This window comes from Glycomyces buryatensis (genome assembly GCF_004912275.1).
GTDB classification, from domain to species: domain Bacteria; phylum Actinomycetota; class Actinomycetes; order Mycobacteriales; family Micromonosporaceae; genus Glycomyces; species Glycomyces buryatensis.
On record NZ_STGY01000024.1, the window covers coordinates 48,852 to 62,268 of the forward strand.

10 protein-coding genes are annotated in these 13,417 nt (G+C 68.9%); 6 read left to right on the plus strand and 4 right to left on the minus strand.

What is annotated here, in order from left to right; genetic code table 11:
* Window positions 1-8 precede the first annotated feature (8 nt).
* Together FAB82_RS06250 and FAB82_RS06255 are read right to left on the minus strand one after the other, a co-directional pair.
* Entirely contained in the window at window positions 9-3,725 is a 3,717-nt protein-coding gene (locus FAB82_RS06250) for a multicopper oxidase domain-containing protein (protein ID WP_136533686.1), read from the minus strand.
* Window positions 3,726-3,985: 260 nt separating this feature from the next.
* Window positions 3,986-4,528, minus strand: coding sequence for a maleylpyruvate isomerase N-terminal domain-containing protein (locus FAB82_RS06255; RefSeq protein WP_136533687.1), 543 nt, complete (start codon window positions 4,526-4,528; stop codon window positions 3,986-3,988).
* A gap of 73 nt (window positions 4,529-4,601) precedes the next feature.
* On the opposite strand from FAB82_RS06255, the gene FAB82_RS06260 reads away from it, so the two are divergent.
* From FAB82_RS06260 to FAB82_RS06285, 6 genes are all read left to right on the plus strand, one after another.
* Window positions 4,602-5,033, plus strand: coding sequence for a DUF1326 domain-containing protein (locus FAB82_RS06260; protein WP_168801446.1), 432 nt, complete (start codon window positions 4,602-4,604; stop codon window positions 5,031-5,033).
* Window positions 5,034-5,037: 4 nt separating this feature from the next.
* Window positions 5,038-5,856, plus strand: coding sequence for a DUF2182 domain-containing protein (locus FAB82_RS06265; RefSeq protein WP_136533689.1), 819 nt, complete (start codon window positions 5,038-5,040; stop codon window positions 5,854-5,856).
* 103 nt (window positions 5,857-5,959) lie between these two features.
* Entirely contained in the window at window positions 5,960-7,231 is a 1,272-nt protein-coding gene (locus tag FAB82_RS06270; RefSeq protein ID WP_342799437.1) for an MFS transporter, read from the plus strand.
* A gap of 172 nt (window positions 7,232-7,403) precedes the next feature.
* The gene (locus FAB82_RS06275; protein ID WP_136533691.1) at window positions 7,404-9,479 is read left to right on the plus strand and encodes a PhoX family protein; all 2,076 of its coding nucleotides are present in this window, start codon (window positions 7,404-7,406) and stop codon (window positions 9,477-9,479) included.
* 121 nt (window positions 9,480-9,600) lie between these two features.
* On the plus strand, window positions 9,601-10,605 hold the full coding sequence (locus FAB82_RS06280) for an SDR family oxidoreductase (RefSeq protein ID WP_136533692.1): 1,005 nt from the start codon (window positions 9,601-9,603) through the stop codon (window positions 10,603-10,605).
* Between the two features lie 56 nt (window positions 10,606-10,661).
* On the plus strand, window positions 10,662-11,591 hold the full coding sequence (locus tag FAB82_RS06285) for an alpha/beta hydrolase fold domain-containing protein (RefSeq protein ID WP_211116415.1): 930 nt from the start codon (window positions 10,662-10,664) through the stop codon (window positions 11,589-11,591).
* 19 nt (window positions 11,592-11,610) lie between these two features.
* Here the strand turns inward: FAB82_RS06285 and FAB82_RS06290 are convergent, their stop codons facing one another.
* Together FAB82_RS06290 and FAB82_RS06295 are read right to left on the minus strand one after the other, a co-directional pair.
* Window positions 11,611-12,555, minus strand: coding sequence for a hypothetical protein (locus FAB82_RS06290; protein WP_136533693.1), 945 nt, complete (start codon window positions 12,553-12,555; stop codon window positions 11,611-11,613).
* Between the two features lie 14 nt (window positions 12,556-12,569).
* Window positions 12,570-12,896 (minus strand): type VII secretion target, encoded by a 327-nt coding sequence (locus FAB82_RS06295; protein WP_136533694.1) that lies wholly within the window; start codon window positions 12,894-12,896, stop codon window positions 12,570-12,572.
* Between the last annotated feature and the right edge of the window lie 521 nt (window positions 12,897-13,417).

A 13,417-nucleotide genomic window follows, 5' to 3' on the forward strand; every position in this document is an offset into this window, starting at 1 on the left:
CCCGTTCGCTAACGGCGCACCCGGACCAGACCCCAGAGGCCTTCGGAGAGGGCCCACCGCAGCACGCCCGTGCGGTAGGCGTAGTCACCCTCCGCCGACGGCGTGAAGTCGAGCGAGCGGACGGTGCCGGTGGTGACGCCGCCGATCGCTCCGACGTGCGGTTCGCGCAGGTGCTCCTCCATCGGCCAGGTCTGCCCGTGGACGTAGAAAGTGTGGTTGCGCGGGCGGTCGGCCGCCGTGACCAGGTGGAGGCGCACCGCCTCGCCCGGGGAGCAGTCGACCACCGGGGTCACCGGGTTCGCTTGGGCCAGCGACGGCTCCGTCGGACGCAAGTGCGCACTGCGGTAGTTGAACGCCTTCTGCCCCGAATCCTCCGGCTCGTCCTCCAGATCCCGCACCGGCTGGGTGGGGTCGCCCTGGTGGTACTGGCGCACGCCGTCCTGGAGCAGCAGCACCAGCTCGTGCACCGACTCGTGCCCGGCCCGCTTCAGCACCGCCTGCTCGCCGACCCAGCGTTCGCGGCCGGAGACGGGATCGTAGGGAGTGACGCTCTCCTCCTCCACGATCAGGGCCCCCACCAGGCCCCGGTGCCGATGGGTGCGGACGTCGGCGCGGTCCTCCAGCAGCACCACCCCCGGGCGCTCGGCGTACCAGCGGTAGACCGCCTTGCTGCCGGGCCTGGCCGTGCCGTCCTCGTTGAACCCGACGTTGGAGCCGTCGCCGGTGCGCACGTCGTACTGCACCAGCCCCGACGGGTGCAGCGAGACCCGCGCGGAGATCTCGCGGTCCTCCGGATCGTCCAACGCCGGCAGCGGCGGGTCGAACGGCGTCGCCTCCAGCGGCCCGTCGAGCCGGTTCACCAGCTCGACCTCGACCCATTCACCGACCCGGCAGCGCAGGATGAGCGGTTCGCCCTCGAGCAGGCCGCGCGTGGTGAAGTAGGCGCCGAACGGGTCGGAGCGATGCGGGCTGTAGTGGATCTCCCCGGCCCTGGCCTCCACCCGGTACCGGCGCTCGCGGCCGCCCTGCGCGTCGGTGAAGGTCGGCTCGGAGAACAGCGCCCCCGGCAACGGCGGCAGGTCGCCATTGAGCTCCGGGAGCACGCGGATGATGCCCCAGCAGCCCAGCCAGGTGTCGTCGATCGACGCGAGCGACCACTGATGGTCGCCCGGCCCGGTCGCGGCGTCCAGGTTGAGGGTGAACGCCTCGGAGATGCCGATGGTCTGCTGATCGCGCCACGGCGAGCCCGGATCGGTCCACCAGGCGGGCCACCGCATCCCATTGACCCTGAAGCTGTGCTGCTCCTCATGGGACCCCTGGTAGAGCCGGATGCGAAGGGTCTCACCGTGATACATCGGCGTCAGCGGCGTGAACGGGTCGCCGTGCACATCGGAGTCGAACCAGTCGGCCGGGTCGCCGGGACGTTCGTGCAGTGGCTCGCACCGGTAGTTGACCCCCATAACCCCCTGGTCGTCAAGGGCCCCAGGGAAGTCGGGTGGATTGATCGGCCGCGGCTCCTCGCCGTCGTGGTGCTGCCACAGCGGGACGAAGTCGGCGACGGCGAGGACCTGCTCGCGGAACGCCGTGCCGTCGCTCAGGCGCACCACGGCCTGGGAGCTGTTGTTCGCCTCGGACCCGTCGGGCCGGGACCACTGCGCGCCTTCGGCTTCGGCGATCATGGCGCCGAACAGTCCGTGGCGCTGGCGTTCGTTGGCCAGCAGGTGGTCGTGGAAGAAGATGGTGCCGAACTCCTCGTCGCAGTACCAGCGGAACATCCAGGTGTTGTACCGGGCGAAGTCCTCCTCGCCGTGGTCGGCGGTGGTGGCGCCGGTCAGGTAGTTCCAGCCGATGCTGGAGCCGTCCGAGACGAGCGGGTCGAACTTGACGAGGTGGACGTGGAGCCCGCACTCGGGCTGGAACGGCAGGAACGGGTCGAAGTCGTTCTCCTCCTGCGGTCCCGGCGGGAGTGCGTTGGTCATGCCGAGCTCGACGACCTCGCCTTTGTTGGCGCGGATGGCGATCGGCTCGACCTTGCGGGTGCCGACGGCGAGTTGCCGCTGGAACGCCTCGATGCCTCCGGCCTCGTCGAGTTCTTCCTGGAGGACGTAGAAGACGCCGTGCTCGTCGCGCCAGGTGCTGGAGTCCTCGCCGCTGCCGCGGTAGTAGTCGACGGGGCCGGTCATGACGACGAGGTCGTAGCGACGCACCGGCGCGTCGGTCCGGGTCGTGATCTTGGTGAACGCCTCGCCCGGCTGCGGGTCGTCCACAAAGGCGGCCCGTTCCAGGTCGCTGGGTTCGCGCCCCATGCCCTCGGGCATGAGCGGGGTGCGCGGCGGCCGGGGCGACTTCTGCGGGTACTCGCCCTCCATGAAGCGCGGGAACCCGGGCCGCTCGGCGGTGGGCGCCGGCGGTTCGTCATGTCCCGGAAGGGGACGCAGCGGCGCGATGGCCGTCCCGTCGGGGTAGGTGCCCCCGCCGTCCTGGAGGACGTCGAAGACGCGCCACATGCCCCACATGCCGGAGTGGAAGTGCGGGTACAGGTGGCAGTGGAAGATGACGTCGCCCGTCGCCTGCTGCACCGAGCCCGCGCCGCCGAGCGGTTCGATGGTGAACGCCTGCTGGGGGCCGATGGTGACCGAGTCGATGAGGGGCGACTCCTCGTTGCCGGGCACGGCGCGCCACTGGTGCACGTGGAGGTGGAAGACGTGGGTCTCCTTGACTCCTGAGTGGAGGACGTGGATCTTGGCCCGGTCGCCGCGGTAGGCGCGGAAGATCGGGGTGGCCGGGTCGCCGAACAGCCAGGAGCTGTGGTGCTGCTCCTCGCCGGTGATGCGGTCGCGCACCGGGTCGATCTGTCCCGATTCGAGGAGCCGCCGGTAGGCCAGCGCGCGCCCGCCCATGGGCTCGGTGCGGTAGCTGAGCAGCATCATCGAGTGCTCTATTTCGGCTGCTTCGCCGGTCTCACCGTGCTCGTCCGCGGCTTCGATCGCCGCGTCGTGGCCGTCGCCTCCGCCGTGCCCGTCGCCCTCGTCGTCCTCGCCGGGCCTTCCGGGGCGGCGGCCGTGGTCGATCATGTGGGGGAGCTGGGCGGGATTGTGATTGTCGGTCTCGTCGTGCATCATCAGCACGTATTCGCGGTAGCTGGGTTCGCCGGGGACGTGGATGTCGGCGTAGAGGCCGTCGGTGATCGGCTCCCCGGTCTCGGGGTCGGTCCACGTCGACTCGGCGGGTTCGACCACCAGGGCGCCGAACAGTCCGTGCGCGTTGGAGCCGTCCTCGCTGCCGCGCAGGTCGGCGATGTCGCTGAAGTGGAACACGCCTTCGCGTCGACACTCCCACACGTACTCCCGGCGTCCGCCCGGTTCCACACTGGAGTCGTGGTTGCCGCCGATGTGGCCGCCGTCGGCGGTCTGGAGGTCGTATCCGACGCCCTGGGTGTGAATGCCGGCCCGCTGCGGGAGTTCGTTGCGGAACCGGATCTTGAGGCGCTCGCCGACGCGGGCCCGCAGCACCAGCGGCCTCACCAGCGGATGCGGCTGCGGCACCAGTTCGGGGTCGGCGACCGGATCCGGGAAGGGATCGGGGAACTCGCGGCGGACCCGCCGCAGCTCGTCCTCGTTCTCGGCGAGGGTGTACATCATGCCGTTGCGGTCGTGGTCGCCGTAACCGTCGTAGACGATCGGGACGTGCAGGGCGACCACTTCATAGGTGCGTTGGGGGATCATCAATGCTCCCGGAAAGTGATCATGAGAATTCTTTGGGTCACTTTCGAGGCTAGGGAAATCGTCCCAACCTGTGGGTACACGAAGCCCGCCCGGAGGTCGGATGACCCCGCCACGGCCGGTACTTTTCAGACGCACCGGGGTAGATGAACCGGGCGTTACGAGCGGCGACGGGCCCGATCGGTGGTCCAGCGTGGGACGAACGGCTGAATTTCGGTCCTACCGTCGCTACTCGGCGGCGTCGCGCGGGTCGACTCCCCGCTCTACCAGGTCTTGCGCTCTTCCCGCCAGGAGCGCATCGGTTCGGGCAGGTCCATCTTGGCGAACGCCGGTGTCCAGTTCGCGGCCTTGTAGCCCATGCCCAGGTCGGTGTGGTGGAGTTCGACCTCGGTGAGGCGCCGGGGAAGGATCAGCGACGCGCGGAACATCGGGCCGTCCATGACGCGCACCTCGGTCTGCCAGGCGGTCACGCTCACCATTTCGGCCTCGGCGGCGAAGGCCTCGGCGCTCTCGGCGACGTCGTCGTGCAGATCGTCCGCCGAGCGGTCGGCGCCCGCCTCGATGTCGGCCTCCCGTGCTCCCGGCCTCGAATACGCGGGAGTCTCCACTCCGGTCCGAGCCCAGGAGAGCAGGTTCCGCAGGGCGTCGGCGTTCCGCGCCACGTGAGTGATGAGATGGGCTCGAGTCCAGCCCGGCAGCAGCGAAGGCTCGCGCACCTCGCTGTCGGCCATGCTTCCAATCGCGAGGACGAGGCGGTTGGTCGCCACTCGCAGTACGCCCAGAAGCTCGGCAGGTTCGGTTGTCATATCGGCATCGTATCGAGCTTTCACCCTCCAGTGGAAGATCCTGCCCTCCCGGCCCCGATCATCCCAACGGCGGATGCAAATACAACGATCAAAGGAGGGCGTATCGACCAAGCGGACAATTCTGGACGGACTGGAGCACCGACGAGAGGAGCAGGCTGAAGCACTGGCCGGAGCATTCAGCGGCAAACTCGAAGGCCCCCTCGGCGAACTGTCCGAAATGCTCGGCGACCTCCAGGGAACCGCCAAGGCCCCCATCGAACTGGTCAACAACGACCGCACCACCACCCTCACCGTCGGCTCCAGCATCAGCGGCAGCGCCCAGGTCATCATGGGCTCCGACGGCCAGGTCACCGAGCTCGCCCACAGCCCCAACAGCGAGGTGCTCGGCTCCCGCGCCGAAGTCGGCAAGGCCACCGACCTGCGCGTCGGCCTGGGCGACGCCAACTTCGACCTCCAAGTGACCGGCCGCGCCGCCATGCGCGGACGCTTCCGCTATACCGGATGAGCCCATGACCGACCTCCTCCAGCGAGCCCGCGCCAGGATCGACTGGGGCCTGGCCGGACTGCCGGCGGCGCTGGCCCTGGTCGCCATCGCCGGCCTGGTGCTGTGGGACGCCTCGCCCTCCCTGTCGCACTACATGCACCTGGCCGGTCCCGACCACCACGACGAGACCGCCGCACCAGAACCGCTCGCCCTCGCCGGACTCTTCAGCGCCGCATGGCTTCTCATGACCGTCGCCCACATGGTCCCGACGATGATCCCGCTCCTCGCCGCATTCCGAAAGGTCACCGGCGAACGCGAATGGCGGCACGGACTCATGCTCGCCGTCGTCGCGGGATTCCTGACGGTGTGGGCCGTGGCGGGCATCGTCGTCTCGGCCGTCCACGTCGGCATCCTCGAAGCCCTCTCCGGCGTCCACCTCGACGCGCTCGGCCCCTGGCTGCTCGTGTTCACGCTCGCGCTGGCCGGGAACTACCAGCTTTCGCGCTACGCCAATCGCTGCCTGCACGCCTGCCGCACCCCGCTGAGCTTCCTGGCCGGGCGCTGGACCGGCACCGGCCGGCCCGGACGCGAAGCCTTCGGCGTCGGCCTCGACTACGGCCGCTCCTGCCTCGGATGCTGCGCGGCCCTCATGGTCGTCATGTTCGCCGTCGGCTCCGCCGGGCACGGCTGGATGGTGCTGTTCGCGCTGCTCAGCGTGCTCCAAAAGAACGCCCCCTGGGGCCCGAAGCTGTCCAAACCCATCGGCGTCGCCTTCCTGGCCGCCGCCACGATCATCGCGTTCGTCCAGGTCATGGACGTCATCGGGCCGGGCCGGACGCTCTGAGAGCTGCCGCACGGCTTGTCATGGAGCACAAGGGAAGCACGGCCCGAACGGCACGCCGGTAATCGGTGCGAGACTCGGATTCCACCTCGACGAAAGGGCCCGAGTGCGCCAGGGAACCCCCGACCCGAGCCTTTTCCGAAACCTCGACGCCCGGCGCCTCTGGTACGCCAGCGCGTGCATGTCCGCCGCAATGTGGATGCTGCACATCACCGTTGCCCTGCACGTCCTATCGGTCGCCGACACGGCGGCATTGGCGGCGGTGCAGCTGACCGGCGCTATTCCGGCCCTGCTGCTGATGCCGATCGCCGGGCTGGCCGCCGACAAGTTCCCGGTGCGATCGTTGGCGCTGTCGGGGGTGAGCGTCCAAATCCTCGCGGTCGTCGGTCTCGCCATCAGCGCCGCGCAGGGAAGCCTGACCGCTCTCGCGCTCTGTTTCGCCTTGCAGGGCACGGCGATGGCATTGTGGCCGCCTTCGCGTCAGCAGTGGCTCTACGGGGTCATCGACGGCGACCTTCGGCAGAAGGCGAACGCGGCGATCGGCTCGCTGAACGGCGCCATGACCATTGTGGGCGCCGTCGGCGCCGGCGTGGTCTCGATCTGGTCCCCGGTCATCGCGATCGTGGCGGTGGCCTGCCTGCTCGCGCTCGGCCTGCTCCAGCTGCTTCGCGTGAGCGCCCCCGAACCGGTGGCCGAGCGGCCCACCGAACCGAAACGGATCGGGGCCCACCTGCGCGGCTTCGCGGCCGACCTTCGCGCGGGCTTCGGCGCGACCCGGCGTTTCCCACTGGCGCAGTCGGTGATCTGGATCGGCATCGCCTGGGGCTTCATCGGCGGCGGCTATACGGTCATGATCAACGGCCACGTGATCGAGGACCTCAATGGAGGTTCGATCGCGGTCGCCGTCGTGTTCTGCTGCGACGGCCTGGCCGTCCTGGTCGCGACCGTGTTCGCGGGGCGCCTTCCCCGGTCGGCGCATCTGCCAGTATGGGGCCTCTGCTACGTGGTCCAGGGCCTGGGCTGGGCGTCGTTCTTCCTGGCCCCCAACCTGATCGCCACCATCGCCTGCATTGTGGTGATGCGTTTCGCCAGCGGCTTCATCATCGCGCTCGACACCACGATCCTGCTGGAGACCGTCCCGGGGGAGTTCCGAGGCCGAGTCACCTCGGTCCACCTCACCACCTACAACGCCATGGCCCGCCTCTCCCTGGCGGCCCTCGGCTCGGCCCTCGCCGCGGTGAGCCTCGTCTGGCTGGGCGTCGCCGCCGGCCTGCTCTCATCCGCGTTCGGCATCGTCTGGTGGCTCCTGGCCGGCCGCAGATCCCGCTCCACTTACATGCGGGCACCGACATTGGATCCCGAGAGCGTTCGGGCGTGACCGGCGATTCCGGCGCAGCGCCGTGGGTATACCGGAAGCGGTCGTTCCCCGGCTGTTCATGTTTAGTTGGTGGAAGCGGTCAATACCGCGGCATAGCGTCCTGAAGCGAGTAGAACTGAATTGACAACCCGATAGTCCTGTTCCTCACAGGATTGTTTTGGAGCTAGCTACCATGCCTGAAAACATCCCCAGCAAGCGGCGCAAGCTGCCGCTCTTCTCCTCGCACCTGGGCGGACGGGCGGCGATGACCTGTCTGTACCGCTGCGGCAACGCCTGCGACCACCCGGTGCCGAACGAGTCGGACAACCCCTACTTCGGCGACGTGGTCGCCCAGGCCGTCTCGCGCCGTTCACTGTTCCGCGCCGGCGTGGTCGCCTCCGTGACCGCCGGTGCCGCGGGGGCGCTGGCCGGCTCGGCCGCGGCCGCGGAGAACGGCACGCAGGCCTCCGGCCACGGCGGGGCCCGGACGGGCCTTCGGTTCGAGCCGGTGGAGCCGAACACCGATGACGCGGTCACGATCCCGGAGGGGTACGAGCAGCAGATCGTCATCCGCTGGGGCGACCCGGTCCTGGAAGGCGCTCCCGAATTCGACGCCGACTCGCAGACCCCCGAGTCGCAGGCCGGCCAGTTCGGCTACAACAACGACTACCTGGCGCTGCTGGCCCACCCCGAGAACCGCCGCCAGAAGGTGCTCGTCTCCAACCACGAGTACTCCGACGAGCCGCTCATGTTCCCCGGTTACGACGGCGACAACCCGACCCAGGAGCAGGTCGAGATCGCCTGGGCCGCACACGGTCTCTCCGTGGTCGTGCTGGACGAGGACCGCCGCACCGGCGCGCTCACCCCGGTCGTCGGCAATGAGCTGAACCGCCGCATCACCGTCTCCTCCGAGTTCACCGTCTCCGGCCCCGCCGCCGGATCGGACCTGCTCAAGACCTCCGCCGACGCCGAGGGCACTACCGTGTTCGGCACCCTGAACAACTGCGCGGGCGGCATGACCCCGTGGGGCACGGTCCTCTCCGGCGAGGAGAACTTCAACCAGTACTTCGCGAACGCCGGCCAGGTCACCGACCCGGTCGCCAAGGCCCGCCTGGCCCGCTACGGCCTCTCCGGGGACGCCTCCGAGCGCAAGTGGGAGCAGTTCGACTCCCGCTTCGACCTCCTCCAGGAGCCCAACGAGCCCAACCGCTTCGGCTGGATCGTGGAGCTCGACCCGTACGACCCCGACTGGACCCCGCAGAAGCGCACGGCCCTCGGCCGCTTCAAGCACGAGGGTGCCGGGCCGCGCCTGGCCGACGACGGCCGAGTCGTCGTCTACATGGGCGACGACGAGCGCTTCGACTACTTCTACAAGTTCGTCTCCGACAACAAGATGAAGAGCGGCAGCGGCAAGCGCGCCCGGGAGCACAACCGCACCCTCCTGGACGAGGGCACGCTCTACGTCGCCAAGTTCACCGGCAACAGCCCCGCCGCCGAGATCGACGGCACCGGCACGCTCCCCTCCGACGGGGCCTTCGACGGCACCGGCGAGTGGATCGCGCTCGCCCACGGCGACGAGTCCTTCGTGGACGGCATGTCCGCGGAGGAGGTCTACGTCTTCACCCGCGAGGCGTCCGACAAGGTCGGCGCGACCAAGATGGACCGCCCCGAGGACGTCGAGCCCAGCCCCAAGACCGGCAACGTCTACATCGCGTTGACCAACAACTCCCAGCGCGGCACGAGCGGCAAGGCCGCGGCCGACGAGGCCAACCCGCGCAATGCCAACAAGCACGGCCAGATCGTCGAGCTCGTGGAGAAGAACCGGAACGCGACCGGCCTGTCCTTCAACTGGAACCTGCTGCTGGTGTGCGGCGACCCCGAGGACTCCAGCACCTACTTCGGCGGCTTCCCCAAGGACCAGGTCAGCCCGATCTCCTGCCCCGACAACGTCGCCTTCGACCCGCACGGCAACCTGTGGATCTCCACCGACGGCAACGCGCTGGGCACGAACGACGGCCTGTTCAGCGTCCCGCTTAAGGGCGAGAGCCGCGGCCAGGTCAAGCAGTTCCTGACCGTCCCGGTCGGGGCCGAGACCTGCGGCCCGGTCGTCCAGGAGCGGCACGTCCTGGTCGCCGCCCAGCACCCGGGCGAGATCGACGGCGCCAGCTTCGAGAACCCGGGCTCCGAATGGCCCGACGGTCCGGGCTCCATCCCGCGCCCCTCGGTGGTCAACGTGACCAAGCGGGGATTCGGCCGCATCGGCTGCTGACATAGGAAGAAGCCCCTCACCTGGGGTGCAATGACCGAACGACGAGGGGGTGGCTCCATCCGGGGTCACCCCCTCGCCGTACTCGGTAGAGTGGTGCCGTCCTCACGTCTAGAAGGAGCGCATGGTGGGTCTCTCGGTATTGGTCATCGGCGGCACCGGCAGGATCTCGACTTCGGTGGTCCGCGAGGCGGTGCGGCAGGGCATGGACGTCACGGTCCTGAACCGCAGCCGGACGAGTGAGCGGGTCCTCCCCGAGGAGGTCACGCGCCTCACCGCCGACGTCTCCGATCCGCAGGCGGTGCGCGACGTGGTGGGAGACCAGGAGTTCGACGCGGTGGTCAACTGGGTCAACTTCACTCCCGAGCAGGTCAAGCGCGATATCGACCTGTTCGGCGGGCGCTGCGGCCAGTACCTGTTCATCAGCTCCGCCAGCGCGTATCAGACCCCGCCGTCCCACCTGCCCGTGGTCGAGTCGACCCCGCTGAAGAACCCGTACTGGCAGTATTCGCGCGACAAGATCGCCTGCGAGGAGCTGCTGGTCGACGCCTACCGCGATGACGATTTCCCGGTGACGATCGTGCGGCCCTCGCACACCTACGACGAGACGATGCTGCCCTTCGACGGTGGCTGGACCGTCGTGGAACGCATGCGGGCCGGCAAGCCCGTCATCGTCCACGGCGACGGCACCTCACTGTGGACGATCACCCACAGCCGCGACTTCGCCGTCGGCTTCGTCGGCCTGCTCGGCAAGGCCGACGCGATCGGCGAGCCCTTCCACATCACCGGCGACGAGGCCCCCACCTGGAACCAGATCTTCACCTGGGTCGCCGAGGCAGCCGGCGTGGCCGAACCGAACCTGGTCCACGTCCCCTCCGACGCCATCGCCGCCGCCGACCCGAATTGGGGCGCCGGCCTCCTGGGCGACAAGGCCCACTCGATGGTCTTCGACAACTCCAAGATCAAGCGCCTGGTACCCGAGTTCGGGCGTTCGACCACCCCGTACCGGCTCGGCGCCCGCGAGGTCATCGCCTGGTACGACGCCCACGCCGACCACCGCGTGGCCGACCCCGAGACCGGCGACCTCATGGACTGGCTCGCCGAGACCTACGCGCCCTTGCCCAGGTAACGCCCGCCCGCGACCCCAAGCGGCGCAAAGAGACCGAACCGAATCAGGAGACCACGTTGCCGGTAGACCCCTACTTCACCGATATGTTCCGAGGACTGGCGGAGGCCACCGCCCCGGCCGAGACCGACGAGGAGCGCGAGGCGCTCACCGAGGCGTTCTTCGAGGAGTTCAAGGCCGAGACGGCCGACTGGGACACCACGGGAATCTCGGTGGAGGACACCGCGATCGACGGACCTCACGGTCCGATCCCGCTCCGCACCTACCGTCCGGAGGGGACGGTGAACGGTGCCCTGTTGTGGATGCACGGCGGCGGGTTCCTCCACGGCGACCTGGACATGCCGGAAGGTCACGTGGTGAGCCTCGAACTGGCGCGTCGCGCCGGGGTCCTGGTCGTCTCGGTGGACTATCGCCTCGCGGGGGACGGCGTGTACTACCCGGTGCCGATCGACGACGTCCACACCGCCTGGGACTGGCTGTGCGGACAGGACCTGCCCGCCGGGGTGCCGATCGCCATCGGCGGCGCCAGCGCCGGAGGCGCGCTCGCCTTGTCGACCGCCTTGCGCGCCAGGGACACCGACTCCCGGCCGGCGGACGCGCTCCTGCTGGCCTACCCGTTCGCGCACTTCCCGAACCCGGTCCTCAGTGCGGCCATGAGCGCCGAGATGGCGGCGGTCCCGTTCCGCTTCGACACCGACGGCATCGAGCACATGGTCCGCAACTACGTGGGCCGCATCAGTGACGTCCCGCCCGACGCCCTGCCGGGCGCGGCCAGGCTCGACGGCCTGCCCTCAACCCGCATCGTCGTCTCCGAATACGACGACCTGCGCGCTTCGGCCGAGCTCCTGGAGCGCCAGCTGAGCGAGGTCGGGGTCCCGGTCGAGTCCTATCTGGCCCCCGGCATGGTCCACGGGCACCTGAATCACGCCCCGATCCTCGCCCCGATCGAGGCGTCCCTGGATTTCTTCGCCAAGGCCCTGCACGCCTGATGATTCCGTTGGGCCGCTGTCAGACCCGGATGTCGCCCTCGCACTTGCCGCTGGGGATCGGGTCGGCGGCGGCCCACTCCAGGTAGCGGACCGTCTTGTCGAAGATCCGATTGATCTCGATCATGAGCTGCGCGGCCTGGAGGTAGATTCGCGCGGCCTGGATCGCCATCTGGAGCACCTCCAAGAGGGCCCGGTTGATCTGGAGACAGGCGGTGACGACCGCTCCGACCGCGGTGACCGGATTGAGCAGCGCCTCGGCGCAGGCGATTACATTGTTGACGGTATCGATCATCATCTGGCGGGCCCGGCCGAACAGCCGCTTGGCGAAGTCCGCCGTCAATGCCATGAGCGTCGAGACTCCGGACGAGAGCTGGGCGCACACCTCGATGACGTTCTGGAACTCTCCCAGTCGTTTCTCAGCGCCCGCACAGGCCTCGCCCTCCCAAGCGGGGACGAGCTGCTGGTTGGTGAGTTTGCCGATCTCCTCGCCGACCTCTATGAGCGCCTTGCCCGTCGAGTCCCACATGAGACCCGACACCGCGATGCGTTCCTCATTGCCGGTGAATACATTGAGCGCGTCTTGGAGCGGCTGGAAGTAGCCGGTCATGAAGTCCAGGCCCGCGCCGGCGAGCGAGGAGCCGATGAAGGCAGCCGGGGGCAGTTTGCTCGTCGCTCCCTCGTAGGCGGCAAAACTCGCGTCCACCAGGAGGTTGATGTCCGTCTGGAGGCCCAGCACCGCCTGGACCTGCGCCAGTGCGTCATCGAGGGTGGCCTTGCCGTCGAAGAGCTTTGCAAAGCGTTCGTTGCTGGCTTTGCGGTTGTCATCGATGCTGATGAGATTGGAGATGATCGGCAGCTTCTTGTAGGCGGCCTCGCGGGAGCCGTCATACGATCCCGCGGTATCGCCCTTTATGCCGGTGGCCTCCCCGAAATCGGTGTGGCGCGGTGCCTTCGACAGATCCACTACTCCCTCGGACATCAACGCCCCCCACCGAATTCGCCGTCCCACTGTCCAAAGGCCTCGCAGGTATCACCGTCGGCCTGGTCGTAGTCGTCCGCGCAGTCGGTGATCCGCTTCGCGACCCCTGCCGCCGCCGGACTCAGCCTGCCGAGGATCTCCCGGACCTTGTCCGCACACTGGGAGTACGGCTGCGAGAACGGCACGCCGACCGTGCCCCACATCCACCAGTCCGGATCGGCGTCGGCCACGTACGCCACGACCTCATCGAGATCGGCGGTCAGCGCGGCGAGCCCGGTGGCCGCCTCCCCGATGCATGCCGTCTCGACGCAGAACCCATCACTCATCGCCCGCTCCTTCGCGCTCGGCCCGGGGCGCCGCCCCTCACGAACGGCCCCTCCGGCTGGAAACCCCATGCTGGTCCGACCCGCCACCGATCCATCCCCGTTCCATCCCGGTTCCGGTCCGGCCTTGCGATCGTGGCCAGCTCGGCCTGTAATCACGGACTAGTGGCATTGCTGTTCGGTGTGGGTGGCGGATTCGCAGGCGGGTTTGCTGGTGGTGTTGTTGCGCTTGGGGAGGCCTGCATTGGGGGTGGGGGCGCTGGCGGGGCGGTGTCGGTGGATGGCCGGGCTGCACTAAAGGCGGCAGCGACAAAGGCGTGGGAGGGGTCTGTGTTCGTTGGCGGGGCGAGGCTCCCGGGGTCCCGCCGAGGGTTCGGGGCGGGGTTCGGGGCGGGGTTTCGGGGGTCGGGCGGGCGACCTGCCCGGCTGGGTGCGGGATGCGGGGAGCGGAGCGGCGGCCGGCGGCAGTTATGGCGAGACGTATTGTGCTGCAACCACTCCACGAGGCGGATGTGACCGGCGTC

Excerpts from the sequence above, each read along its gene's own strand:
- FAB82_RS06255 (WP_136533687.1), bottom strand. The coding sequence starts at position 4,528 with ATGACAACCGAACCTGCCGAGCTTCTGGGCGTACTGCGAGTGGCGACC.
- FAB82_RS06260 (WP_168801446.1), top strand. The coding sequence starts at position 4,602 with ATGCAAATACAACGATCAAAGGAGGGCGTATCGACCAAGCGGACAATT.
- FAB82_RS06265 (WP_136533689.1), top strand. The coding sequence starts at position 5,038 with ATGACCGACCTCCTCCAGCGAGCCCGCGCCAGGATCGACTGGGGCCTG.
- FAB82_RS06295 (WP_136533694.1), bottom strand. The coding sequence starts at position 12,896 with ATGAGTGATGGGTTCTGCGTCGAGACGGCATGCATCGGGGAGGCGGCC.
- FAB82_RS06275 (WP_136533691.1), top strand. The coding sequence starts at position 7,404 with ATGCCTGAAAACATCCCCAGCAAGCGGCGCAAGCTGCCGCTCTTCTCC.
- FAB82_RS06250 (WP_136533686.1), bottom strand. The coding sequence starts at position 3,725 with ATGATCCCCCAACGCACCTATGAAGTGGTCGCCCTGCACGTCCCGATC.
- FAB82_RS06280 (WP_136533692.1), top strand. The coding sequence starts at position 9,601 with ATGGTGGGTCTCTCGGTATTGGTCATCGGCGGCACCGGCAGGATCTCG.